Raw genomic sequence first — 24,102 nt, 5'->3', positions numbered from 1 at the left:
TGCAACGGAAATGGATACAAAATCGCTGATAATCGACATCGCGACAAATCTTTTTCAACGGAAAGGATATAAGAGCGTAGGAGTAAACGAAATCTTAAAAGCATGTTCGATTACAAAAGGTGCGCTTTATCATCATTTTCCGAATGGAAAAGAAGAATTACTCATCGCTTGTCTGAAGAACATGGATGAAGCGATTACTACGGACATCGAGGATATTTTCAAACGATATCAAACGACGATGGAAGCCCTTCATGCGATGATTAAGAAATTAGTAGCCAACTTTGATCGGGAAGGTACGATTACTAGTTATACATTTAGCAGCATAGTTAGCGAAACGGCATCACTAAGTGAACCAGTTCTAAATGCTTGTTCGGACCTTTACACAAAGATTCAAGGGATTTATTCGGAAAAGTTAGTAGCAGACGGATTTTCGGAAGAAACGGCTTACTCAATTGCTCTCATGATGACGGCTTCTATCGAGGGTGGAATTATGCTTTGTTTAACCAATAAAACAAGTGAACCACTAAAAATTATTTCGCACATATTACCAAATTTATTAAAGGAGTTATAATAAGTGAATACACAAGCCAAACCAGTTCCGATGACGGAAAAACAATTCAAAACAGGCCCGATAATGGCTGCTCTTTTAGTGGCAGGTTTTGTCGGACTTTTTAGTGAAACGGCATTAAATATTGCCTTTACACAATTAAGTCAAATATTCAGTGTCGATCCCACAACGATTCAGTGGCTAGCAACAGGTTATTTCTTAACATTAGGTATTTTAATACCAGTAACAGGTATTTTGATGCAAAAATTTACAACAAGACAAATGTTTATGACTGCTATATTGTTAGCCATTATCGGTGCGATTTTAGCAGCAGTAGCACCAACATTTAGTGTTTTATTGGTGGCACGTATTATTCAAGCAGCAGGATTAGCTATTACTTTACCTTTAACGCAAAATGTTATTTTTACTATCTTCCCTCCAAATAAACGTGGTGGCGCTATGGGGCTCATGGGATTAGTTATGTTAGCTGGGCCAGCACTAGGTCCAACAGTAGCAGGACTTATTTTAGATACATTATCATGGCATTGGATTTTCTGGGTTACAGTACCTTTCTTACTGTTTTCTCTTATTTTCGGACAAATATATTTAACGAATGTGAATGAAGTACGTAAGGTTTCGATTGATACACGATCTGTTATACTTTCGACGATTGCATTCGGTGGTATTGTATACGGATTTAGTGTATCTGGTGTTCACGGTTGGACAAGTGCAACGGTTTTAGGAACAATCATCATTGGATTGATAGCACTCATTCTTTTTGTGATTCGCCAAACAAAAATGGAGACTCCTACGATGAATCTAAGGGCATTTAAAACTCCACTCTTTGTTCTTGGCGTCATAATGAGTTTTATTACGTTTTTTAATATGATGTCAATGCTGGTCATTTTACCAATGTATATGCAAATGGCTTTATTAATGGCTGCTTTTACAACAGGTCTTATCCTTCTACCAGGTAGCTTACTTAACTGTATATTAGCTCCATCCATTGGTAAATTATTTGACAAATATGGCCCGAAAGCAGTGATTACACCTGGAACGATTTTAGTAGTTATTGGTTATGTATTATATTCACAATTTAGTACAGAAACGGCCATATGGATGATTGTGGTAACTCATATTGTTATGATGTTAGGTATAGGGGCAGTGCTTGCTTCTGTACAAACAAACACGCTAAATTCGCTTCCTAAACGATACTATCCAGATGGAATTGCGATCACTCAAACAATCCAACAAGTAGCTGGTGCTATTGGTATTGCAGTATTGGTATCGGTTTTCTCAGCAAGACAGGGGAGTTACTTAGCAACAACTGCGAATGACTTGCCACAAGCGGCAGCTGTGGGATCATCACTAGTCTTTACAATCGGTTTAATATTAGCTGTGATTAATGTTGTACTGTCTTTCTTCCTAAAAAAGCCCCAGCATTAATCTAAAGACAATATTTCAAATGAATACAACGGACTCTTTGTACAGGGGGAGAACTTCCATTGAATAGATTTCGAATCATGCTAGAAGGAGATTATGACAAATGGCCAATCATTATAAAAGTATTGTAGTAGCTGTAGACGGTTCAAAAGAAGCTGAATATGCATTTCGCAAATCAATAGATGTTGCAAAACGTAATGAAGATTCAGCATTAAACATAGTAAACGTAATCGATACTCGTTCATTCGAAGCTTACGAACGTTCAAGTGTTGAGCGTGCCGTGCTGCGATCAGAGGAACTTTTAAATAGCTATAAGGCACAAGCTGAGGCTGAAGGTGTTGAGAACGTAAAGGTAGTAATTGAGCACGGTTCGCCAAGGACGATCATCACGAAAGAGCTTGCTAACTTGGTCGAGGCTGATTTAATTATCTGTGGTGCTACGGGGCTGAATGCTGTTGAACGTTTCTTAATTGGTTCTGTATCTGAAGCAATCGTACGTTCAGCTAAATGTGATGTTTTAGTGATCCGTACACCTGAGTGATTGTTATGATTCTTAATTGAATGATTCGGTTATCCAAACATCAAAGTGCGTGTATGATTTTTATAGCAACTAATCTCCATCCACTACTATGATATCGGGGATGGTGTTTACATTTTAACCCACTAAAACAAAGTCAGAAAGAGAAGCAAAACGAGGACAAGGACGAGGATGGAATGAGGATTATTTCTCCTCCAGAGCTTAAGGATTTCTGTGAAACGTCAACAACCATTCAAGACGCTTCAATGGTTAGGACTCTGGACGTTTATGACGGAATGGCAAAGTTGGCAATTAAAAAGGCTTGTGAACCAAGAACAACTGGAAAAATTACTAAATGTGTTGCTGACTTCAACAACGGAATGATTAAGGAGCAAAGGGACATTGATTATGTCTAAAATATACTTTATCACCACTTGCTTCTTTCTCAGTTTCATTGTGTCACTGTTGGGAATGTATTTCGTTGCTTCATTTGTAGAGGAAGTCATAAAACGTGTTACTCATAAGAGGAAAAAAAGACGTTGACTAATCAATCTTTTTTGTGAAAATGGGCCTCTTTAACCAATGATAAAAACGTCTTTTAATAAAGTTTTGATCAAAATGCGTTTTTTCAATTCTATATAGAACTAGCGTTTTCAATATACTTTTCATTAAACTTTATTCCAAAGCTACACCTTTTTTGAATTCTTCGTACAATATAGATTCTTAAAAGATAGTATCGAAAATACTAAACGTAACACTGTCTATTTTCCATGGAACAAACGAGGATGAAGTGGAGAAAGGTGTCGGTCACTTTGCAGAAAGTGTGCTACTAGGTGAGAATGACAATTCCGTTCTTTCGGGTCATCGAGATACGGTATTCCGTAAACTCGGACAAGTAGGTGAAGGTGATTTGTTGATTGTAAGCACATCGGCGGGAGAATTCATATACAAAATCAACAAAGTTCGGATTGTGGATGAGGGTGATCGAACCGTAATCTTTCCAAAACTACGTGCAGCCCTAACCGTCAGTACATGTTATCCTTTTGATTTTATGGGGTCAGCACCTGAACGCTATATACTTGTCGTTTATCTGGCTTTAAAAACAGAAAGTTAATAAAAAGGTGATTTTTTGTTGCACCTATGGTCTCAACATTTCTTCTGTTAAATTAATAAGCGAGATTCCCAATAAGGTAAACTCTATTGGGACTTTTTTAATTTCTCGAGAATGTATTGCAGCTTTAAAATAAAGATGAGCCGTGTATAAAAAATATAAACCGTTAAATTACTACGGTAAGTTCTACAAATCAGAGATGTACTCAATATTAAGGTAGAGAGGAAATCAGCAGAAGTTTATAATCTAGGTAATGGGCTTGGTTATTCTGTAAAAGAAGTCATTGAGACGTGTGAAAAGGTAACAGGGATAGAAGCCAATGTCGAAAAAGCCGCCGGCCGCGCCGGGAATCCAGCAAGACTAGTAGCTTCTTCCCAAAAGATCTTTTCTGAGTTTGGATGGAAAGCAGAATGGAATTTAGAACAAATCATTGCTGATGTTTGGAGATGGCACCAAAATCAATTATATTAGATCTATCACCCTTATCTGCGAAAGCAGGCAAGGGCTTATATAAATGTTCAGGAATGAGAATCTGTGCAGTGTTCTCGTGATTCGCTAATCAGTAAATCTATGTTTCTGCTAGTTAGGTGATTCTATGTTTCTTTTGTTGCTTTTTGATTTTTTGTTTTGTTTTTGTTAGAGTTTTTAGCATTTCTGTATTGTGAAGGAGATAGATTCGTCTCTCGTTTAAAGGATTGTGCAAAGAATGATTGGGAAGAAAAGCCGGTAATGGTTGAAATATTGGAAATCGGATAGTTGGTGGATTCCAACAATATTTTGCTTTCTCTGATGCGTGTTTGAATTAAGTATTCAATGGGTGAAACACCGACTAGTTTCTTGAAGGAATGGGCTAGATAGTATTTATTAATATGACTGGCTTCTGCTAAGGTATCCAGATTGATATTTTCGCGAAAATGCTGCTTAATGTAATTTTTGATAAATGCAATATCTTTACTGATTTTTTGGGTAGAGGTTTTCTCCAAGTTGAATGCTTTTTTTCTCATCATTTTAAGCAACAAAATTTCTAAAATATCTTGTATAATCAACTCATAATCTTCCTTCTGGTTTTCCACTTCTTCAACCAATTGCTGGAGGTAAAAGAGATAGACTTCTTGCTCCTTTTTATAATTGTAAAAATTAACCTGACCCGGATTATCTGGAGATGAAAAGGCGAGACCTTGGATACCAAGTGCAATGTATTCGAGCGGGTGATCGGCATCAGACCTTTCCGTGTGTTCGACATTCGGATTGATGATAATTAAATCATGCTCTTTGACGGGAATTTCTTCTTGGGAAAAGATAAAAGTTCCTTTGCCTTTGGTAATGTACAATAGCTCTGTGAAGTGATGCGTATGATTAGTACTATGCCAATCTTTATCATATTTAGACTTTGTTACATAAAGAAGATTTACTGGAAGACGGTCTCGTCGAGATTGCGGTACGTCAAATATCTCATTAGACAAATGATTCCCTCCTTTATAGAACTTTTATTCATATTATAGGGATATTAGTGAGTTATTACAACGGAAAGCAAGATACCTAAAAAACTGAACAAGATGTTTATTGTGAAAGCGTTTTTATTTTTCGTATACTTTACCTATAAAAGGGAAATAAGGAGGAGGGTCAAGATGAAGATGAAAAAGAAGTTTTGGTTGTCAGGAATGACAGCGTTATTATCTCTGAGTTTAATAGCCTGTCAGAGTAGTGAAACTACGAAGGTTGATGGCTCTAAGGACGGAAAAAAACAAATCCTTCATGTGGCGGCGCTTGAATCAGCTTATGGGAAAGATATGTGGACCAAGGTAATCGATGCCTATGAGGCTGCAAATCCGAAGGTCGATGTTGAATTGACGGTGGATAAAAATCTCGAGGATGTTATCAGCCCGAATATGAAAGCAGGAAACTATCCAGATGTGGTTTTATTGGCGACTGGAAGAAAACTGGCACTGACAGAAACATTGATCAAAGATCAAGCTTTAGAAGACATTACGGATGTTTTGGATATGAACGTTTATGGTGAAGATGTCAAAGTTAAAGATAAGTTGGTACCAGGGTTTACCGATACCCTTGCAACGAGCCCCTATGATGACGGCAAAATGTATTTGGCACCGATGTTCTACAGCCCAACAGGATTATTCTATAATGCTAGTTTGTTAAAAGAAAAAGGCTGGGAAGTACCGAAGACATGGGATGAGATGTGGGCTTTGGGTGATAAAGCTAAAGCAGAAGGAATCTCTTTATTCACTTATCCTACCACTGGTTATTTTGACGCATTCTTCTATTCTTTACTATTTGAGGCGGGCGGTCCTGAATTCTACAATAAAGCAATGAAATATGAAGATGGCATTTGGGAAACTCCTGAAGCAACTCAAGTGTTTGGAATTATTGGAAAATTGGCGAAATATACTGAGCTAACAACTGTTGCAAATGCCAATGATAAAGACTACACGAAAAACCAACAATTGATCCTTGATAACAAAGCACTTTTTATGCCAAATGGTACGTGGGTCGTTGGTGAAATGGGAGAAGCGCCTAGAGCGGATGGCTTTGAATGGGGGATGACGGCTTTACCAGCTGTTGAAGAAAATGGCGACCGTTACGCTTTTACCTTCTTTGAACAAATGTGGATCCCTTCTGCAGCTGAAAATAAAAAGGCTGCTAAGGAGTTCATGACGTATGTGTATTCCGATGAAGCAGCTGCTATTTTCGCGGAAGCTGGTGCCATTCAACCACTCGAAGGTATTTCTGAAAAACTGACCGGTGACAATAAACTTTTCTATAGTATATATGATTCTGGAGCTAAAGCAGGAATGGGTGGATTTGCAGCAACAGAGGCTGTTGAAGGTGTCAGCATGGCTGATACTTTATTCAGAACGATCGACAGTATTGTTTCTGGTGATAAAAAAGTAAAAGATTGGCAAAAATCGGTTGAAAAAGTGAGTGACCAAATGCGTTCTGCATTAAAATAACTAGTTTTATAGAATTCACTACGTATAACGGTGAGTAACTTTTCTCACCGTTATATTTATTAGTTGAGGTGATGGTAATGAATAAAACAATAGAAAAAAGAATTTTTATCTTTGTTTGTACGGCACCCGCATTGATTTTGTTAACTATTTTTATGATTTTGCCTACGGTTGAGGTATTCAGGATGTCCTTATATAAGTGGGGCGGATTTTCTAATGATAAGGTATTTGTCGGGCTGGATAATTTCAAAATTTTGTGGAATGATTTGAACTTCTTTCGATCACTTCAGAACAGTATTGTATTGATTGTTATCGTCACACTCATTACCATGGTGCTGGCGATCTTGTTTGCTACTTTGTTAACGAGAGAAAAGATGAAAGGCAACAGCCTTTTCCGGATTATTTTCTACATCCCTAATATCTTATCCGTTGTGGTCATTGCTGGGATTTTTTCAGCAGTTTATGATCCAACCACAGGTTTGTTGAATAATCTACTTGCTTCATTTAACCTTGAGAACCTTCAAAAAATGTGGCTCGGCGATCAAAAAATTGCCATCTACAGCATCGGCGGGGCGCTCGTCTGGCAAGCCATTGGCTATTATATGGTCATGTATATGTCTAGTATGGCGAGTATCCCAGAAAGTTTTTATGAAGCATCTGCTTTGGAAGGTGCTGGACGAATCAGACAATTTTTCAGTATTACTCTACCGTTGATTTGGAATAACATTCGGACAACGTTAACCTTCTTCATCATCAGTACGATTAATTTAAGTTTTCTGCTCGTCCAAGCGATGACCGGCGGCGGGCCAGATGGATCGACAGAGGTATTTTTAAGCTACATGTATAAGCAGGCTTATACCAATTCTTCTTATGGTTACGGTATGGCTATTGGGGTGGTAATCTTCATATTCTCATTCGCATTATCTGCAATTGTCAGCCACGTTACCAAACGGGAAGTGCTGGAGTATTAAGGGGGTCCATGAACATGAAACGACACAAAGGAATGAGTGCAGAAGCAGCCTATCGCTTGTTTATCTACGTCGCTCTGATTACATTAGCAATTTCTATCATTATCCCTGTTGCATGGGTTTTCTTAGCTTCAGTGAAGCAAAACTCGGAATTTTATGGAAGCCCTTGGGCCATGCCAAAAGGTTTCTATTTTCAAAACTTCATCGATGCTTTACAGAAGGCAAACATGGGTACCTATATGTTGAATTCAGTCATGGTGACTGCTTTGGCACTGCTCATTTTATTGATCGTCGCCTTGCCAGCAGCTTATGTGTTGGCCAGATACACCTTTAGAGGCAGTCAATTTATGAATGCCTTATTTAAAGCTGGGTTATTTATCAATGTGAACTACATTGTTGTTCCGATTTTCTTGATGTTGTTGGATGGGGATACCTTCTTACGTGGACAATTTGGGGATGGATTCTTATTGGACAATTTATTTATTTTAGCTGTGGTTTATGCGGCGACCGCATTGCCATTTACCATTTACTTGTTGTCCAGCTATTTTCAATCGCTGCCATCAACGTATGAGGAAGCCGCGTTGGTCGATGGGGCCGGATATTTCAAAACGATGATTTCAATTATGATTCCAATGGCCCGACCAAGCATCATAGCCGTCATCTTATTCAACTTCCTTGCATTTTGGAATGAATACATTATTGCCCTAACTCTGATACCGGGTCAAAATAAGACCTTGCCTGTTGGGCTAATGAACTTAATGGCAGCTCAAAAATCTGCTGCTAATTACGGCCAAATGTATGCGGGAATGGTTCTCGTCATGCTGCCAACCTTGATTTTATATATCATTGTTCAAAAGAAAATGACGCAAGGGATGACCCTTGGCGGATTAAAGGACTAGGAGGATTTACATGGAAAAGAGAAAAGGCCAGGTTACCTTGCCCAGTGAAGAAAACTTTCTAAAGGAAACAAAAGAATTAATGGAGCGTTGGGGAGCGGATGCGATTCGAGATAGTGATGGTACGAAACTGGATGATGACATCAAACAATTGGATGCCAAAATATATACGACTTATTTTGTTGCGCGGGGACAGAATGAGTTTGCAAAGAATCATATGGAAGAATGCCAGCAACTTTATTTAATGAGCTTGTTCAATACTGCACTTACTGACACACTGGAAATTGATTTTATGAAAGGCTATTTTGAAGAACAATTACGGCCGGATTACCTCCATGATCCTATGAAATATTGGGAAGTCATCGACCGGACAACCGGAGAAGTGGTTGATGTAAATGATTGGGAAGTAAACGAAGAGGCAAATCGGGTCGTCATTACGAAGGCGATTCCTTGGCACGAATACACGGTATCCTTTTTAGTTTATGTGATTTGGGATCCAACCCAAATGTACAATCATATTACCAACAATTGGGGCGATAAGCCACATGACATTCCTTTTGATGTCAGGCAGCCATACTCCAATGAATTTATGAAAACCTATTTAAAACAATGGCTGACGGAAAATTCGGATACAGATGTGGTCAGATTCACAACGTTTTTCTATCATTTTACCCTTGTGTTCAATAATCTTGGCAAAGAAAAATTTGTCGATTGGTTCGGTTATGGTGCCAGTGTTTCGGTGGCTGCTTTGGATGCCTTTGAACAAGAAAAAGGTTATCGTTTAAGACCAGAAGACATCGTTGACCAAGGCTATTATAATACTTCATTTCGAATTCCAACTCCGGTCTTTTTAGATTATATGGATTTTGTGCAAAAATTTGTTGCCCAAGAAGCAAAGAAGCTCGTGGACATTGTCCATGAAAGCGGCAAGGAAGCGATGATGTTCCTTGGCGATAACTGGATTGGTACAGAACCGTATGGAAAATACTTTGAAAATATTGGATTGGATGCAGTGGTAGGGAGTGTCGGCGGCGGAGCAACATTACGAATGATTGCGGATATCCCACATGTCCGTTATACAGAAGGCCGTTTCTTACCTTACTTCTTCCCGGATACGTTTTACGAAGGTAACAACCCGGTGATTGAAGCCAATGAAAACTGGTTAACGGCCCGGAGAGCGTTACTGCGGAACCCTGTTGATCGCATCGGCTATGGCGGTTATTTAAGCCTGGCCTATCAATATCCAGAATTTGTCTCATATATTGAAAAAGTCACCGAGGAATTCCGTGAAATTTATGACACGATCAAAGGCGTTAAACCATACAGTGGTCTTAAAGTCGCAATTTTGAATTCTTGGGGCAAGCTGAGAACTTGGCAGACACATATGGTTGCCCATGCTTTGTGGTATAAACAAATTTATTCTTATTTAGGTGTATTGGAATCTTTGAGCGGGGCTGCTGTGGAAGTTTCATTCATTAGTTTTGATGATATCATCAACGATGGGGTACCTGAGGGTGTTGATGTTATCATTAATGCCGGCGATGGGGGTACGGCTTTCTCAGGAGGGGATTATTGGATTAATGAAAAGTTAGTCACTACAATCAGAGCCTGGATTCATAACGGCGGCGGCTTCGTAGGTATTGGTGAACCAACAGCTTATCAGCATGAAGGCCATTACTTCCAATTGGCGAATGTCTTAGGTGTTGACAAAGAACTGGGATTCAGTTTATCAACAGATAAATATTTTGTCACTCCTATCGAAGAGCATTTTATTTCTGCAGACAGTGCCCAATTTGATTTTGGTGAGGGAATGAAAAATATTTATGCATTATCAGAGGAAATCGAAATTATTGAGTATTCCAATGGAGAAGTTCGTCTTTCCAGTCATCCATTTGGAGAAGGCCGAGCCATCTATATAGCGGGGCTTCCATACAGCGAGGAAAATACGCGGCTGTTGATCCGTGCGTTATACTATGCTGCCCATAAAGAGGAAGAATTCCATAAATGGCATGCGAGCAATATCCATTGTGAGATTCATGCCTACCCTTCCATTCGAAAAATGGCAATTGTTAATAATTCAATGAAGGAACAAATGACGGCTGTTTATGACGGAGAAGGCAACAGTAAAGAAATGACTTTGGCACCTAGTGAAATTCGATGGGAGGATTTTTCCAATGAGGGCTAGTGTTTTAGTCCTTATTAAGCTGGTTGTGTTTATCTCTTGTCTAGTATTGATTATCATGGGCCAAAAGACAGCAGGTAAACTCGAATTCGGCATGATGTTAATCGGATTAGCCGGTCTCTTAGGACTGCTTTATGATTACAATCGAAAATACATTTAAAAAAATGAGAGTAAAACTTTATTGAGGTGTTCTTTACGCTTCGTTAAAGTTTTACTTTTTTAAGGATGGAAGATTTACTGAAGGAAACTAGCAATAAATCCAAAGCCATCTATACTTGTTGGGTTAACACTATAAGTGTCGGAGATGTTTACACGTAGTAAAGAAACATTAGTATCGTTGGGTGCATCGATTACAGCACTATTACGAATTTCCGGTGGCTAAGGCAGATTCTGACTGGACCTTTGAAATGGTTGGGTTTCCGAATGTGAAGTGTTCCATTATCAAATGGCCGATGTCCGTTATTCGTCGCCGTTCAGAACAAATCAGTACTCTTGTTGAGGCAGGGGCACATATTTTTATGAAGCAAAATTACAGTGATGAAACGCTTGGAATTATCGCAAGAACTGGTGAGACATCGCACAATACGATTACACCCATTGCTCGCAAACATGGGACCTTTTGAACTAGATTTGGTTTTGCGAAATAATCGGACGAACGAAGAGCATCCACTGGGAATTTTTCATCCTCACAACAATTTTCATCATATTAAAAGGGAAAACATCGGGCTGATTGAAGTGATAGGGCTTGCCTCTTTACAGGCACGCTTAAAAGAGGAACTTGAGGAAGTGGAAAAATATATTTTTGGCGATGCACATATGGTTGCTGACTATCATTTAGCTTGGGCTGAAGAGCTAAAAGTACGTTACCAAGAGATTGCCAATGAGGCAAATATTGAATTACTCGTAAGAGAAGAAGTTGGGGAAAAAGTTTTTGAAGGGACTAGAAGATGCCGCTGTTTTTAAGCGGAATGAAGAGGGAAGAGAAGGATTTCGTGGTTTTATTGGTGCCTGTCACTCCTCGAATGTTGTCGAAATTTGATAGTTTTATTGTAGCGAACAGTGACAGGAACTTTTCGCTTTTTTTTACAATTCACTAAAAAAACAATATTTCTAAAAATTTGGACAATATCTTTATTGTGTAAGCGCTTTAATAAAAGTAATCTAGAGTACAAGTAGGTGGTGGTACTTGGTAATAATTTTGTTTTATCTTAACAGGTATCGCCTTCTATCAAAATATTAAATTCAAAGAAGGAGAGGAATTGGGGAGCAAGTATTATAAGAGATTCTTCCAAACCCTGCTTGCGCTTGTGTTGATTTTGCCAACGTTTTTTACGGGTTTCATTCCGCCGTTCGGTGCAGAAGCAGAAGTGACAAATCTAAGGGTTACAATTTCATCTGGAGGAAATGAAGTGCTTTTTAACAGAATGTAAAAATGAAAAGGAGGGTATATATGAAAAACCCAAGAAATAAGTATAAGAAAACGATTGCAGTACTTTTAGCTGGTTGTATGGTAGGCTCTACATGGTATGCGAATAGTTCTCTGACATTAGCTGAGGGGAAAACGGATAGTAAACAAGAAGCAAGTCAAATCATTCCACGAAGTGCACAAGCGATTATTTCTTCTAATCAAATGGACGTTCTTGTCGATGTGAAGTTTCCAAGAGTAATTCAGTACGATTTAAAATCTGGGAATGGAGCAGGGAAGACTTTTTACGGACAGACTGAGGCATTAGATACAATCCTTATTAATGACGTAGCAGTAAAACCAAAGGTAAAAGCAAAAGTTTCATCTGATAAAATTGTGTATGAGATGACTTTAATAGACGCTAGTAACAATATCTCTGCAGTTATTACTGCAGAAATGGTTGTTAAAGATAATATTTTAGAATTTAATATTACAAAAATTGTGGACAATAAAATCGTAAAAACAATTGAAATTCCAAATCACAATTTAATTTCTGTAAATAGTAGTCAAAAAGATGCTGTACTAGATGGAGTACAGATGTCTACAAATACACATATCAATGGTGACAGACAGGTAAAGGTTGATCAAAATTTAAATACGAAAGATGAAGAGAAAAAAGGATATATGTATGCTTTTCTTTCTAATGATGAATTAAGTGCAGGTATATGGTCTAATACGGAGAATAGTTTAGCAAAAAAAATAGCTCCAGATTCTTATGCTGCAAAAACTGACGCACAAAGAATTACAGCTACGGCTTCGACTAATAGTGTAGGGCAAAAAATAATTGGTTTAAGTAGTACATTCTGGACGTATCAAAAATCAGAAGAACATCGTAAGGAAGATGGTACTCTGGAGCTAGAAGATGGAACAGTAAACAAGGTAGATGAAATGCCATCTGCGAAGGTTGTTATTACTGCTGACGCTAATGGTGATAAAAAAATAAACTGGCAAGACGGAGCTATTGATTATAGAAATATTATGAACGAACCTCTAGGGACAGAAAAGGTTCCAGACTTAGTTGGTTACCGGATTAGCATGAATTTTGGCGGTCAAGCTCAAAATCCTTTCTTAATGGCTTTAGATGGAGTTAAGAAGTTTTCTTTAAGTACCGATGGACTAGGGCAATCTATTCTACTGAAAGGTTATGGTAGTGAAGGGCATGATTCTGGTCATTTAAATTATGCAGATGTTGGAACTCGTATCGGTGGCGCAAAGGATATGAAAACATTGCTAGCGAAGGGTAAAGAATATGGGGCAACTTTTGGAGTTCACGTGAATGCAAGTGAAACTTATCCAGAGTCAAAATATTTCCAAGAAGATCGTTTATTAAAAAATCCAGATGGAACTTATAAGTATGGTTGGAACTGGATTGACCAAGGAATAAACATTGATGCTGATTATGATTTAAGAAATGGTAGAGCACAGCGATTCAAAGATTTTTATGACGTTCTTGGTGGCCAAAAGAATGATTTAGATTTTATTTATGTAGACGTTTGGGGTAATGGACAGTCAGGTGATAATAGTACATGGCCAAGTCGTCAGTTAAGTAAAGAAATCAACAGTTTAGGTTGGCGCTTAGGTAGTGAGTGGGGATATGCTAACGAGTATGATTCTACATTCCAACACTGGGCAGCTGATTTAACTTATGGTGGTTATACTCTAAAAGGTATCAATAGTACAATCACGCGTTTTATTAAAAACCATCAAAAAGATGCATGGATTGGTAACTATCCCAAGTATGGTGGCGACGCTGATGCTCCATTATTAGGTGGCTACAGCATGAAAGACTTTGAAGGATGGCAAGGTAGAAGTGACTATAAAGCCTATATGGATAACTTGTTTGCAGTGAACGTTCCTGCAAAATTCATCCAACATTATAAAGTAACACAGTGGGAAGATGGAAAAGCAGTTGAAATGACAGATAATAATACAACTTACAACTGGGTACCGGGCATGAAGGCGGTATTAAAAGATGACTCTGGTAGAAATACACTTGCAATTGAAAGAAAGACTAATGATTTTGCAAATGATAAGGATGGTTACCGTACAAGAGTTATGACATTTAATGGTAATGAAGTATTTGAAGGTAAACCTGGTGATGAAAAGTATTTAATTCCATGGTCTTGGGATCAAAATGGTAAAAAATTATCATCAGCGAATGAAAAATTATACCATTGGAATACAAACGGTGGAAAAACAACTTGGACTGTTCCAGCTGGCTGGAAAGGTACAGTTAAAGTTTATGAGTTAACAGAACTAGGTAATCAAAATGAGGAAAACGTTGTGATTAAAAATGGTAAGATCACATTAAATGCAAAAAAATCTACCGCATATGTAATTCATAAAAAAGCAAAATCTAACAAAGATGTTAAATGGAGTGAAGGAATGCATCTTGTAGATACTGGATTTAACAGCAATTCCTTAAATGATTGGAAAGTTACAGGAGATTCAAAAGCGGTTAAGATTACGAAGAGTGAAGGTAATAATAACATGTTAACAATCTCTAACAATAAAAAGAAAGTAAATGTTACTCAAAAAGTAACGGGGTTAAAACCAAATACTAAGTATGCTGCTTATGTTGGTATTGACAACAGAAGTGAAGAACAAGCAAGTATTACAATTACTTCTAACGGTAAAAAGTATACAAATAGTACTGGTAAATCTATCGCTAAAAACTATGTAAGAGCTTATGCACACAATACTCTAGGTTCTGAGCAAGCAAAAGCAGATGGTCAAATGACTTCAACAATAGATGGAACAAGTTATTTTCAAAATATGTACGTATTCTTTGAAACTGGTAAAAAAGCATCTGATGTAACCCTTGATTTGTCTAGAGATGCTGGGAATGGTACAAGTTACTTTGATGATATTCGTATCGTAGAAAATAACACTAAAAACCAAGTAAGCAGTAATAAATTCGTACAAGACTTTGAAAGTGTTGCACAAGGTATCCATCCGTTTGTAATTGGTGATATTGAAGGTGTAGAGGATAATAGAACTCACCTTGCTGAATTAAATGCACCATATACTCAAAGAGGTTGGAACCAAAAATTAGTGAATGATGTTATTTCTGGTAAATGGTCAATTAAAACTAATGGTTTAACAGAACGTGACACACTTGTATACCAAACAATACCTCAAAACTTCAAATTCAAACCAGGTGTAACGTATAAAATCACTTTTGATTATGAAGTAGGTAGTGATGGAACTTACGCAGTAGTAACAGGTAATGCTCCATTTGAAGAAAAAGGAGTATTAACTAAGGATGAATTAAAATCAACAGCAAGTAGCGATAAGGAAGCAAAAGCTGGCACATATTCCTTTACTTTAAAAGGGGATGAATCAGGTCAAAGCTGGTTTGGTATTTATTCTACTAACAAAGCTGCCGATACTCAAGGTGTGAAAGGCTCACAAGCTAACTTTAATGGCTATAAAGATATTATGCTTGATAATCTAGTTATTGAAACGGTACCAAACAAATAGAATCAGTTGTTTTAAAATGGGAGAAGTCCTTTTAATTTTATAGGGTCAGCACCTGAACGCTATATACTTGTCGTTTATCTGGCTTCAAAAACAGTAAGTTAATAAAAAGGCGATTTTTTGTTGCACCTATGGTCTCAACATTTCCTCTGTTAAATTAAAAAAGTCCCAATAAGGTAAACCCTATTGGGACTTTTTTAATTTCTCGAGAATGTATTGTAGCTTAAAGTCAAATTTTAAGTTAAAAAGGCTACTTCTCAAATGGACTTTCCTATAATCTATTTTCCTGTTTGGATAATGTCCCAGTCCATGTGTCCCTTTTTCTCAAAATCAGTGTATATTTTTGTCACAGAAACTTGTTGCATCCATGCAATTGCTGTTGTATACTAGCTGAGAAAAAAACGAACATTAAACGTAATTTTTGTTTAAATATTCGTTTTAATCAAATGAGGGGAATTCACATCTATGAAAAACAGATTTAATCTCAAATATTTTACAGTAATCATGTTTGCTGCTTTCATGCTAATTGGGTGTTCTAATAATCAAGATGAGTCTAATGTATCTTCAACTGAACAACAAGAAGAAAAAACAAATACAGCACAAACAGATAAGCGGGTTATCGGTATTATTGGTGCCATGAAAGAAGAAGTAGAAATCCTTCATGAGAAAATGAAAATTGAAAGTACTGAAACTGTAGCGGGAATGGAATTTTATAAAGGAACATTAGATGGTGAAAACATTGTCTTGGTTCAATCAGGAGTCGGAAAAGTTAATGCAGCTGCATGTACGCAAGTGCTAGTAGATCATTTTGGTGTTGACTATCTAATTAACTCCGGTGTTGCTGGTGGTCTAGGCCCTGATGTAACGGTGGGGGATATTGTCATTTCTACAGATGCTGTCCAACATGATGTAGATATCACTGCATTAGGGGAAGATCCTGGTGTCATTTCCAGAATGGATACAAGTATTTTTACAGCGGATGAAAAGTTAATTCAACTAGCACAGTCATCTGCCGAAGGATTATCTGAAGATATCCATGTTTTCCAAGGAAGAATTGCTAGTGGTGACCAATTTATTGCAAGTGCAGAACAAAAAGCAGAAATTAATGAAATATTCTCTCCATATGCAGTAGAAATGGAAGGAGCAGCTATTGCTCATGTTGCACATTTGAATGATGTACCTTTTGTTATTATTCGCGCTATCTCAGACGATGCCGGCGGTGAGGCTGATGTAAAGTATGAAGACTTTGTCAAAATGGCAGCTGAAAATGCCAGCAAGATGATTGAACAAATGATCAAAAGTGCTAATGAAAGCTTGTAATCTTTATTTGTTAAAAAGTTACCAGATATCTTAACGATAACATAGTATAAATATCCTCATATTTGTAAACCAAGAGTAACAGTGCAACTGCGATCAAGTAGACTGTTACTCTTTTCACAATTTCCTCATTGTAAATAAAAGACATCCTATTATAGCGGGATTTATATATACGAAAAGTAATATCTTTTAAAGCATAGAGTTGTTTAAGTTACGTCTATTAGCCTATAATTAAAAGTTCGTAATTGCTTTTCTTACGAGGGTATAAAAAAGAAAATTATTCCTATCTATAAGAAGGAACAATAATGAATGGAGGAAATGAAATAATGTTTGATCTGCCAAATTGTCCAAAATGTAATTCTGAATACACATACGAAGATGGAAGTCTTTTTGTTTGCCCAGAATGTAGTCATGAGTGGACTTTAGAAGGAGAAACTGAAAACGGTGAAGGCGAAAAGATTATTAAAGATGCAAATGGCAACGTCTTAAATGATGGCGATTCTGTAACAGTAATCAAAGATCTTAAAGTAAAAGGAAGTTCATTAGTTGTAAAAATAGGGACAAAAGTAAAAAGTATACGTTTAGTTGATGGGGACCATGATATTGATTGCAAAATTGATGGTTTTGGAGAAATGAAATTGAAATCTGAATTTGTAAAAAAAGTGTGAAAGCAATAGACAGAAATAATAGGTGTGTTATAGAACACTTCCACTATGAAATCCTCGTTTGTAAAGATAGAATTTCTCTCTAAATAATTGATAAAACGAACAGGTGTGTATCGAGAAGGATCAGACATCACACGCTAAAAACCGTTTATGTCTCATTTATACATAAGGGTGTGTATGTAGATGTGGGTCTGACCTTTGTTATAGGGCAACATCTTTTGACCTAATACATAGTTTTATATAAGTAATTGTTCGGGCTTTACTTCTTTAAAATTCAGTTTTGGATCTATATCAAACAGTCAAAGTCGATAGAAGGCATTTAAGGTCTCATCAACTATTTCTAGTTTTAACAAAACCATTTATTACGTGTAGAGTTTCTACTAGAGGAGTGAGTTATTTTTGCTTTTCTGTTATCTGCTCATCTTTAGATGTGTCATGGCCTACTGCGAAGTTTAAAGTTATAACACCGATAATAATGAGCAGTATTGAAACAATTTTTAGTAAGCTAAAACTTTCATTAAAGAAAAAAACGCCAATGAAAGTGATGATCAAGATACCAATACCAGACCAAATCGCATAGGCAACTGACACCTCAATGGTCTTCAGTGCTAACGTTAAAAAACTAAGGCTACCAATGTAAAAGAAAGCTAATAATAGACTAGGTACTAATTTTGTGAATCCCTCAGATAATTTCATATTGATTGTGCCCGCTACTTCAAGCAAGATAGCTAGGCATAAATACACCCAAGACAAGTTCATTCCTCCTTACTAAATTAAAATTCAGAGTAGATTGTAAATTCCGATAATTCAATTATACATGAAAGAAGTACATAACAGTTATCTGTAACTACCTGTTGTTAAGAGGAATGTTATAAATGGATAAAAAGATGTATGATACCGCTATTAAAAAATTTACGCAACCTTAAAAGATTTTTTTGAAGGGGTTTTCAGGTAGAATTAAAAATTGTTTCCCGTGGAACAATTTTTTTTGCCGCTTGTCGTTCAAATATCTCGTTGCTATCATTTTGTACATTATTAGTTCGAAAAGATGTTAAAGTAGTGTGATGTGTCAGTTGGCTAATTACGCCTATCATATCTTAGTTGTTAAGGAGTCTGGCCTCTGTTTGTATGACAGCCACTATTGTCTGGTAAGTTTGCTTCTTAGTCATTTTCTACATTGGGAAAAATAATCTGAACTTTTAAAGTAATAAGGGGAATTATCTGTTATGTTGGGTGAACAATTTAAGGTTATAAATGAATAGAATGAAATGAGTTTTCTAATATGACGGCGTCATGGAAGGCTTGATTGTAATATAATAGAGTAGCGGGAGTGGAGAGTATGAAACCATTTATTAGAAGTGATCAATATAATTTCATTAAAGCGCAAATACAGATTTTAATTAATGGCCACGCGACTGTTAATGACAATGATGTTCTGCAAGCATTAAAATCAATCGTTAACGAAAAGGTGTTACATTTGTTCATCGATATGAGCGAAGAGCAGAGACAGGTATTAGATCCAATCATTACGATTGAAGATAACGATAAAGCTGAAGAGTATCTATCACAAGTAAAGCCATATGTGATTCCTTTTAAAGAAGTAACCGAAATAACGATCAAAAAATTATTTCCAAAAGCAAAGAAGTTAAAAGTGCCAATTCTCGAGAACGTGGATCTGAAAGAGATTTCATATTTGGGATGGAATGATAAGGGCTCTAATAAAAAATATATCGTAGCTCTCAGCGATCATAAACTTGTTGGCTTGCAAGGGACATTTAAAAGTATAAACAAAAAAGGAATTTGTGCACTGTGTAATCATCATGAAGAAATAGGAATGTTTCTTTCTGAAGCAAAAGGATTGGCAATCGGTACATTTATTAAAAGAGGGAATTATATCTGTGAAAATAGTCAGACATGTAATCAGAATATCATCACACTTGATAAATTAAATGACTTTATTGAGCGAATTACTCGTTAATAGGGTTGGAATAGTTAAAAAAACCAGTTTTCACATGCGGATAACTGGTTTTTAAGGATAACTAGGCTTATTTATTTACTTGATGCTCTGAAAAGAAGAAATCAACCGGATGCAGCCAATTGATTCGCGCCAGTCGAGCAGCTTCATCTTTATTATTCTCTTCGAAAGCATTCAAAATTGCTTCATGTTCTTCGATTGAACGTTGCGTGAAAACAATCGATGAATGAAAATAAAGTCGAAAAACATGTGACTGAAGCGTGGAAACTGAACTTGAGATATACTCATTATGAGCGTTTTCTACAATGATATTGTGGAATTGTTCATCCAACTTTAAGGTGTTGTCAGAGTCGCCGTTTTTAATAGATTGAGCAAATTTCGTATTAATATCACGTAGCAAATGAAGCGTTTCTTGATTAATAACAGGTGTTGCAAGTTCTGTGGCTAATGCTTGTAACACTGCTAATGGAGGCAATATTTTTGAAACATCCTCTTTATTTAAGGTGGTCACTTGTGTGCCGACCCCTGGATACATTTCGACGAAACCTTGGACATTAAGCAATTGCAAGGCTTCCCTAATAGGAGTTCTACTTACACCTAACGCTTGTGCAAGGTCAGCATCATGCAGTTTTTCTCCTGGTTGAAGAGTACCATCAATAATCCATTCTTGAATTTGATTAAATGCACGTTTTTTGGCAGATAAACGAGGCTTTATTGAAAAATTAGTAGGTATGGGCATTGTATGACCGCCTTTAATAGTGCTAGTTAAATTATATTGAAATTATATTGTAATCACTTTATTGAAATCTATCTATTTTCAAGTCTCAGCTTGTGCTTGACTGTAGTATATAAAAAAATAGTGATAAATTCAATATATTACATATGAATTAAATATTTCAAATTCTCCGAAATATATTGCACAAGTATAACTTCTATGTTATCTTTCGTATATTAAAAAAATAATTTACTTGCTACGAAGGGAGTTTAATATGACGAATAAAATATCATTTTCATTTTTAGTAGCTATAGGATTTATGTTGTTCGCTTTATTTTTTGGGGCCGGAAATCTTATTTTCCCTGTAATGCTCGGTCAATCATCAGGTGTGAATTTCTGGTCAGCCAATGCAGGATTTGTCGTAACAGGAGTCGGGCTTCCGTTACTAGGCGTTCTGGCATTTGGGATATCGGGTAAAAGTGATTTACAATCACTAGCGAGTCGCGTACATCCAATTTTTGGACTTGTTTTCACGATGGCTCTTTACTTATCAATTGGTCCATTATTCGCGATACCAAGAACGGGTAGTGTTTCATACGAAATCGCATTGAAACCTTACTTGCCTGAAAATGTTGGCTTTTTACCTTTACTAATTTTCACGATCATATTCTTCGGTGTTACTTGTTTTTTTTCACTCAATTCTGCGAAAATTGTCGATATAGTAGGGAAAATCTTGACGCCTATTTTGTTAATTGTAATAGCAATCTTGATTATAGCAGGCATAATCAATCCGATTGGTCAATTCCAAGCGCCGATTGATGCTTATAAGGAGAATGCATTCTTTAAAGGGTTTCAAGAGGGATATTTAACAATGGATACTCTTGCAGCATTTGTTTTTGGAATCATTATTATTAATGCAATTAAGGATAAAGGGGTAACAACGAAGAAGCAGATTATGGTGGTTTGTACACAAGCCGCATTAATTGCCTCAGCGCTTTTGGCTATTATCTATACGTCTCTTACGTATATGGGGGCATCAAGTGTAGCGGGAGTTGGGCATTTAGAAAATGGCGGAGCGGTTCTAACAGCCATTTCTAATCACTACTTCGGATCATTTGGGGGGCCTTTGCTAGGATTAATCGTGTTAGGTGCATGTTTAACAACGAGTATTGGACTCATTACTGCGTGTTCATCTTATTTCCATAAGCTATTTCCAACCATTTCTTACAAAATGTTTGCCGTTGTATTGTCTGTTTTTAGCATGATTTTTGCGAATGTCGGGTTAATGAAATTAATTAGTATTTCTGTTCCTGTTCTTACAGCGATTTATCCATTAGCGATTGCGTTAATCTTTTTAACCTTCTTACATTCGTTCTTTAAAGGAAGACAAGAAGTTTATCTAGGCACAATGCTAATGACTTTTGTTATCAGTTTATTTGACGGATTAAGTGCTGCGGGATTGAATATTAAAGTAATTGATGACCTATTTACTGCGATTCTACCTGGATATGAAGTAGGGCTCGGCTGGATCGGTTCTGCTATTATAGGAGGAATATTAGGGTATCTTATCAGCATCTTAAGAAAAAAACTTAATCCGTACGCTGCTCAATTAGATTGAGAGGGGAACTAGTAAAAGGAATTTAGCAACTTAGATTCTTCGCGTTACGACCTAATCATTGTCTAATTTGTAAATAAAGGATGCCCTAAAAGGTCAGACCTCACACTTTATACACCGTTTATCGAGTCATGTTCATGTCTCAAACGGTATATAGTAGTTGTGGAGTCTTGACCTTTTTGGTTTTTGGCATCCTCTTTTTTATAGAACCGGATCTTACGACCACTATGTAGTGAGTAAGTTAAGAGTCCATTTCCTCTATTTTTAAATGTAGATTCTAGATTGGCATATATTCCATACAATTTAGTATGGTCTATTTTTGGTGGAATATAAAATAAAATTGTGCATAAAATTGGCTTCATGCGTTTCATCGTCTTATCAACCCTTTCAGAGTGAAGTGTCGGTAGTTTTACTATCGAAATCGATGTTTTTATTTCCTATGATAGTAGTGTTTTGGTTGCTAGTAACTCTGCTACTCCTTTTAAATAAAATTCACAGTTCCGTTTAATTCTTCAAAACCTCGGCTAAATATTGAGTAGTAAGTGAAGTAGCGATTTCCTTGTTTAATCCATACTTGCGTCATTGACTGGACCTTTACTAATCGTAAACAATTACTTATACTAGTATAATTGCAGTACATACGTTTTTGAAATATAGTGATGAAAAGTATACTATAAGATATTTAAGAGGTGGAGCAAATGCCAAATCTAGTGGATAAATTTTTTAATTGTGAAAAAGAATTGACTCTTTCTGTTATTGGTGGGAAATGGAAAATGTTGATATTGTGGCATTTGGGAAAAGAAGGAACTAAACGATTTGGTGAACTGAAGGCTCTTATGCCAGGGATTACCCAACGAATGCTAGTGAATCAATTGCGTGAGCTAGAGGATCATTTGATTATTCATCGTGAGGTGTATCCTGTTGTACCTCCAAAGGTAGAGTATTCTCTTACTGAGCATGGGCGGAGCTTAATGCCGATTCTAGATTCTATGTATGAATGGGGAAAATATTATATCGAGAATGTATTACAAACAGAAAATGAGTCTAATGAATAGAAATAAAACTATCTCATTATAATAACGTCCACGGTCGGCAATCTTATAAAAATGCTTTCCGTGGTATTATAAAAAATTCCTCTTCCTTTAAAAATATCTCTTGCAAACGCAAACATATTTTTATATAATAATATTAGACAAAGGATTGTTACTGTTCGGCAGGCAAAACCTGGATTGATTGGAGTATTACGGGGAAACTGTAATATTGGGATCAGTTCAGGTTTTTTTGTTAGTATTTAAAAAATCAGTGATAAGGTGACTCATTATGCGCATAAAAAAAGTCTTTAACAACAACGTTATACTGACAGAAGATGGGAACCAAGAAGAAATGGTTGTTATGGGGCGTGGACTCGCTTTTCAGAAGAAAGTTGGAGATGAAATCGATGAAACGAAAATTGAGAAAACCTTCGTCATTCACTCGAAAAATGTCTTTGATAAATTATCTGAATTGCTCAAAGAAATCCCATTTGATCACTTGGAACTGTCTAATGATATTATCGAATTGGCCAAACGAGAATTGGGATATCAGTTAAACGAAACCGTTTACTTGTCATTGACGGATCATATCCATTTTGCGCTAACAAGGATTCAAGAAGGACTGATAGTGAAGAATGCCCTATTGTGGGAAGTTAAGAAATTTTATAAAGATGAATATCGTGTAGCTAAACATGCGGTTCAGATGATTGAGGATCGGACAGGTATTCAATTACCAGATGATGAACGTGCATCGATTGCCCTTCATCTGTTCAATGCAAGACATGATTCGGCGGGCATGGAACAAACCATGGAGATGACGAAGATTGTCAATGACATCATTACGATCGTGAAGTATCATTTTGGCATCATGTTTGATGAAGATTCAATGAATTATAGTCGATTTATTACTCATTTACGCTATTTTGCTTACCGTATGCAAAGAGGGGAATTATCTCATGAAGATGAGGACCCATTATTTGATCAAGTGAGTAAGCAGTATTCACAAGCGTATCAATGTACCATCAAAGTACAAACATATTTGCAGTTAAGTTATAACGTCCAGATGACGAAGGATGAAATGGTGTATTTCATGATCCATATTCATCGCGTATCTAGTCGTGAGAAAAAAGCATAATTTTTCTGATTAGGATTGTTACTGTTCGGCAGGCAAAACCTGAGAAGAAATGTTGAGAAAAGTGGGTGTGTACC

Annotated in this window: 22 protein-coding genes and 2 pseudogenes; 21 read left to right on the top strand and 3 right to left on the bottom strand. The window is 36.7% G+C overall.

Annotated features, from left to right (window positions below):
* Positions 1-10: 10 nt before the first annotated feature.
* The 6 genes and pseudogenes from ACIQZI_RS21820 to ACIQZI_RS21795 form a co-directional block, all read left to right on the top strand.
* Positions 11-571 (top strand): TetR/AcrR family transcriptional regulator, encoded by a 561-nt coding sequence (locus ACIQZI_RS21820; RefSeq protein ID WP_403077331.1) that lies wholly within the window; start codon positions 11-13, stop codon positions 569-571.
* Positions 572-601: 30 nt separating this feature from the next.
* Positions 602-1,993 (top strand): DHA2 family efflux MFS transporter permease subunit, encoded by a 1,392-nt coding sequence (locus ACIQZI_RS21815; protein ID WP_403077408.1) that lies wholly within the window; start codon positions 602-604, stop codon positions 1,991-1,993.
* Between the two features lie 100 nt (positions 1,994-2,093).
* The gene (locus ACIQZI_RS21810) at positions 2,094-2,531 is read left to right on the top strand and encodes a universal stress protein (protein WP_403077328.1); all 438 of its coding nucleotides are present in this window, start codon (positions 2,094-2,096) and stop codon (positions 2,529-2,531) included.
* Between the two features lie 173 nt (positions 2,532-2,704).
* The gene (locus ACIQZI_RS21805) at positions 2,705-2,923 is read left to right on the top strand and encodes a hypothetical protein (RefSeq protein ID WP_403077326.1); all 219 of its coding nucleotides are present in this window, start codon (positions 2,705-2,707) and stop codon (positions 2,921-2,923) included.
* A 329-nt stretch (positions 2,924-3,252) separates the two neighbouring features.
* Positions 3,253-3,621: pseudogene (locus tag ACIQZI_RS21800) on the top strand (sortase); the annotation flags it as partial.
* 222 nt (positions 3,622-3,843) lie between these two features.
* A pseudogene (locus ACIQZI_RS21795) lies at positions 3,844-4,089 on the top strand (UDP-glucose 4-epimerase GalE); the annotation flags it as partial.
* Positions 4,090-4,211: 122 nt separating this feature from the next.
* Here the strand turns inward: ACIQZI_RS21795 and ACIQZI_RS21790 are convergent.
* Positions 4,212-5,081, bottom strand: coding sequence for an AraC family transcriptional regulator (locus tag ACIQZI_RS21790; protein WP_403077323.1), 870 nt, complete (start codon positions 5,079-5,081; stop codon positions 4,212-4,214).
* A gap of 171 nt (positions 5,082-5,252) precedes the next feature.
* On the opposite strand from ACIQZI_RS21790, the gene ACIQZI_RS21785 reads away from it, so the two are divergent.
* The 11 genes from ACIQZI_RS21785 (at position 5,253) to ACIQZI_RS21735 (ending at position 17,560) form a co-directional block, all read left to right on the top strand.
* On the top strand, positions 5,253-6,587 hold the full coding sequence (locus ACIQZI_RS21785) for a carbohydrate ABC transporter substrate-binding protein (RefSeq protein ID WP_403077405.1): 1,335 nt from the start codon (positions 5,253-5,255) through the stop codon (positions 6,585-6,587).
* 77 nt (positions 6,588-6,664) lie between these two features.
* The gene (locus ACIQZI_RS21780) at positions 6,665-7,555 is read left to right on the top strand and encodes a carbohydrate ABC transporter permease (RefSeq protein ID WP_403077320.1); all 891 of its coding nucleotides are present in this window, start codon (positions 6,665-6,667) and stop codon (positions 7,553-7,555) included.
* Between the two features lie 14 nt (positions 7,556-7,569).
* The gene (locus tag ACIQZI_RS21775; protein WP_403077316.1) at positions 7,570-8,451 is read left to right on the top strand and encodes a carbohydrate ABC transporter permease; all 882 of its coding nucleotides are present in this window, start codon (positions 7,570-7,572) and stop codon (positions 8,449-8,451) included.
* 10 nt (positions 8,452-8,461) lie between these two features.
* Positions 8,462-10,633: a 1,3-beta-galactosyl-N-acetylhexosamine phosphorylase gene (gnpA, locus tag ACIQZI_RS21770; protein WP_403077313.1), complete on the top strand. Its 2,172-nt coding sequence runs from the start codon at positions 8,462-8,464 to the stop codon at positions 10,631-10,633.
* Positions 10,623-10,790, top strand: a complete 168-nt coding sequence (locus ACIQZI_RS21765; protein WP_403077311.1) for a DUF6903 family protein — start codon at positions 10,623-10,625, stop codon at positions 10,788-10,790. The genes gnpA and ACIQZI_RS21765 overlap by 11 nt, the downstream gene beginning before the upstream one ends.
* Positions 10,791-11,004: 214 nt before the next feature.
* Entirely contained in the window at positions 11,005-11,253 is a 249-nt protein-coding gene (locus ACIQZI_RS21760; RefSeq protein ID WP_403077309.1) for a hypothetical protein, read from the top strand.
* Positions 11,254-11,266: 13 nt separating this feature from the next.
* Entirely contained in the window at positions 11,267-11,593 is a 327-nt protein-coding gene (locus ACIQZI_RS21755) for a hypothetical protein (protein WP_403077306.1), read from the top strand.
* A 296-nt stretch (positions 11,594-11,889) separates the two neighbouring features.
* Positions 11,890-12,060, top strand: a complete 171-nt coding sequence (locus tag ACIQZI_RS21750) for a hypothetical protein (protein ID WP_403077304.1) — start codon at positions 11,890-11,892, stop codon at positions 12,058-12,060.
* A gap of 20 nt (positions 12,061-12,080) precedes the next feature.
* Entirely contained in the window at positions 12,081-15,578 is a 3,498-nt protein-coding gene (locus ACIQZI_RS21745; RefSeq protein ID WP_403077301.1) for an endo-alpha-N-acetylgalactosaminidase family protein, read from the top strand.
* Between the two features lie 462 nt (positions 15,579-16,040).
* Positions 16,041-16,895: a 5'-methylthioadenosine/adenosylhomocysteine nucleosidase gene (locus ACIQZI_RS21740; RefSeq protein ID WP_403077299.1), complete on the top strand. Its 855-nt coding sequence runs from the start codon at positions 16,041-16,043 to the stop codon at positions 16,893-16,895.
* Between the two features lie 323 nt (positions 16,896-17,218).
* Complete coding sequence (locus ACIQZI_RS21735) at positions 17,219-17,560, top strand: zinc ribbon domain-containing protein YjdM (RefSeq protein WP_062187079.1); 342 nt, start codon at positions 17,219-17,221, stop codon at positions 17,558-17,560.
* Between the two features lie 390 nt (positions 17,561-17,950).
* Here ACIQZI_RS21735 and ACIQZI_RS21730 read toward each other — a convergent pair whose 3' ends face one another.
* Entirely contained in the window at positions 17,951-18,310 is a 360-nt protein-coding gene (locus tag ACIQZI_RS21730) for a DMT family transporter (RefSeq protein ID WP_062186982.1), read from the bottom strand.
* Between the two features lie 586 nt (positions 18,311-18,896).
* Here ACIQZI_RS21730 and ACIQZI_RS21725 point away from each other — a divergent pair.
* Positions 18,897-19,535, top strand: coding sequence for a FusB/FusC family EF-G-binding protein (locus ACIQZI_RS21725; RefSeq protein ID WP_403077296.1), 639 nt, complete (start codon positions 18,897-18,899; stop codon positions 19,533-19,535).
* A gap of 67 nt (positions 19,536-19,602) precedes the next feature.
* On the opposite strand, the gene ACIQZI_RS21720 is transcribed toward ACIQZI_RS21725, so the two are convergent.
* Positions 19,603-20,271 carry a GntR family transcriptional regulator gene (locus tag ACIQZI_RS21720; RefSeq protein ID WP_403077294.1) on the bottom strand — a complete coding sequence of 223 codons (669 nt, stop codon included), beginning with the start codon at positions 20,269-20,271 and terminating at the stop codon, positions 19,603-19,605.
* A 250-nt stretch (positions 20,272-20,521) separates the two neighbouring features.
* Here ACIQZI_RS21720 and brnQ point away from each other — a divergent pair, with 250 nt between their 5' ends.
* The 3 genes from brnQ to licT all read left to right on the top strand — a co-directional run bounded on the left by brnQ (position 20,522) and on the right by licT (position 24,028).
* The gene (brnQ, locus tag ACIQZI_RS21715; RefSeq protein ID WP_403077291.1) at positions 20,522-21,865 is read left to right on the top strand and encodes a branched-chain amino acid transport system II carrier protein; all 1,344 of its coding nucleotides are present in this window, start codon (positions 20,522-20,524) and stop codon (positions 21,863-21,865) included.
* 695 nt (positions 21,866-22,560) lie between these two features.
* Positions 22,561-22,917: a transcriptional activator HxlR gene (gene hxlR / locus ACIQZI_RS21710; protein ID WP_062186973.1), complete on the top strand. Its 357-nt coding sequence runs from the start codon at positions 22,561-22,563 to the stop codon at positions 22,915-22,917.
* Positions 22,918-23,182: 265 nt separating this feature from the next.
* Entirely contained in the window at positions 23,183-24,028 is an 846-nt protein-coding gene (licT, locus tag ACIQZI_RS21705) for a BglG family transcription antiterminator LicT (RefSeq protein ID WP_403077288.1), read from the top strand.
* Positions 24,029-24,102: the final 74 nt, after the last annotated feature.

The organism is Peribacillus sp. NPDC096379 (genome assembly GCF_044762875.1).
Classification (GTDB): Bacteria; Bacillota; Bacilli; order Bacillales; family DSM-1321; genus Peribacillus.
This window is presented reverse-complemented; position numbering and strand designations above follow the sequence as displayed.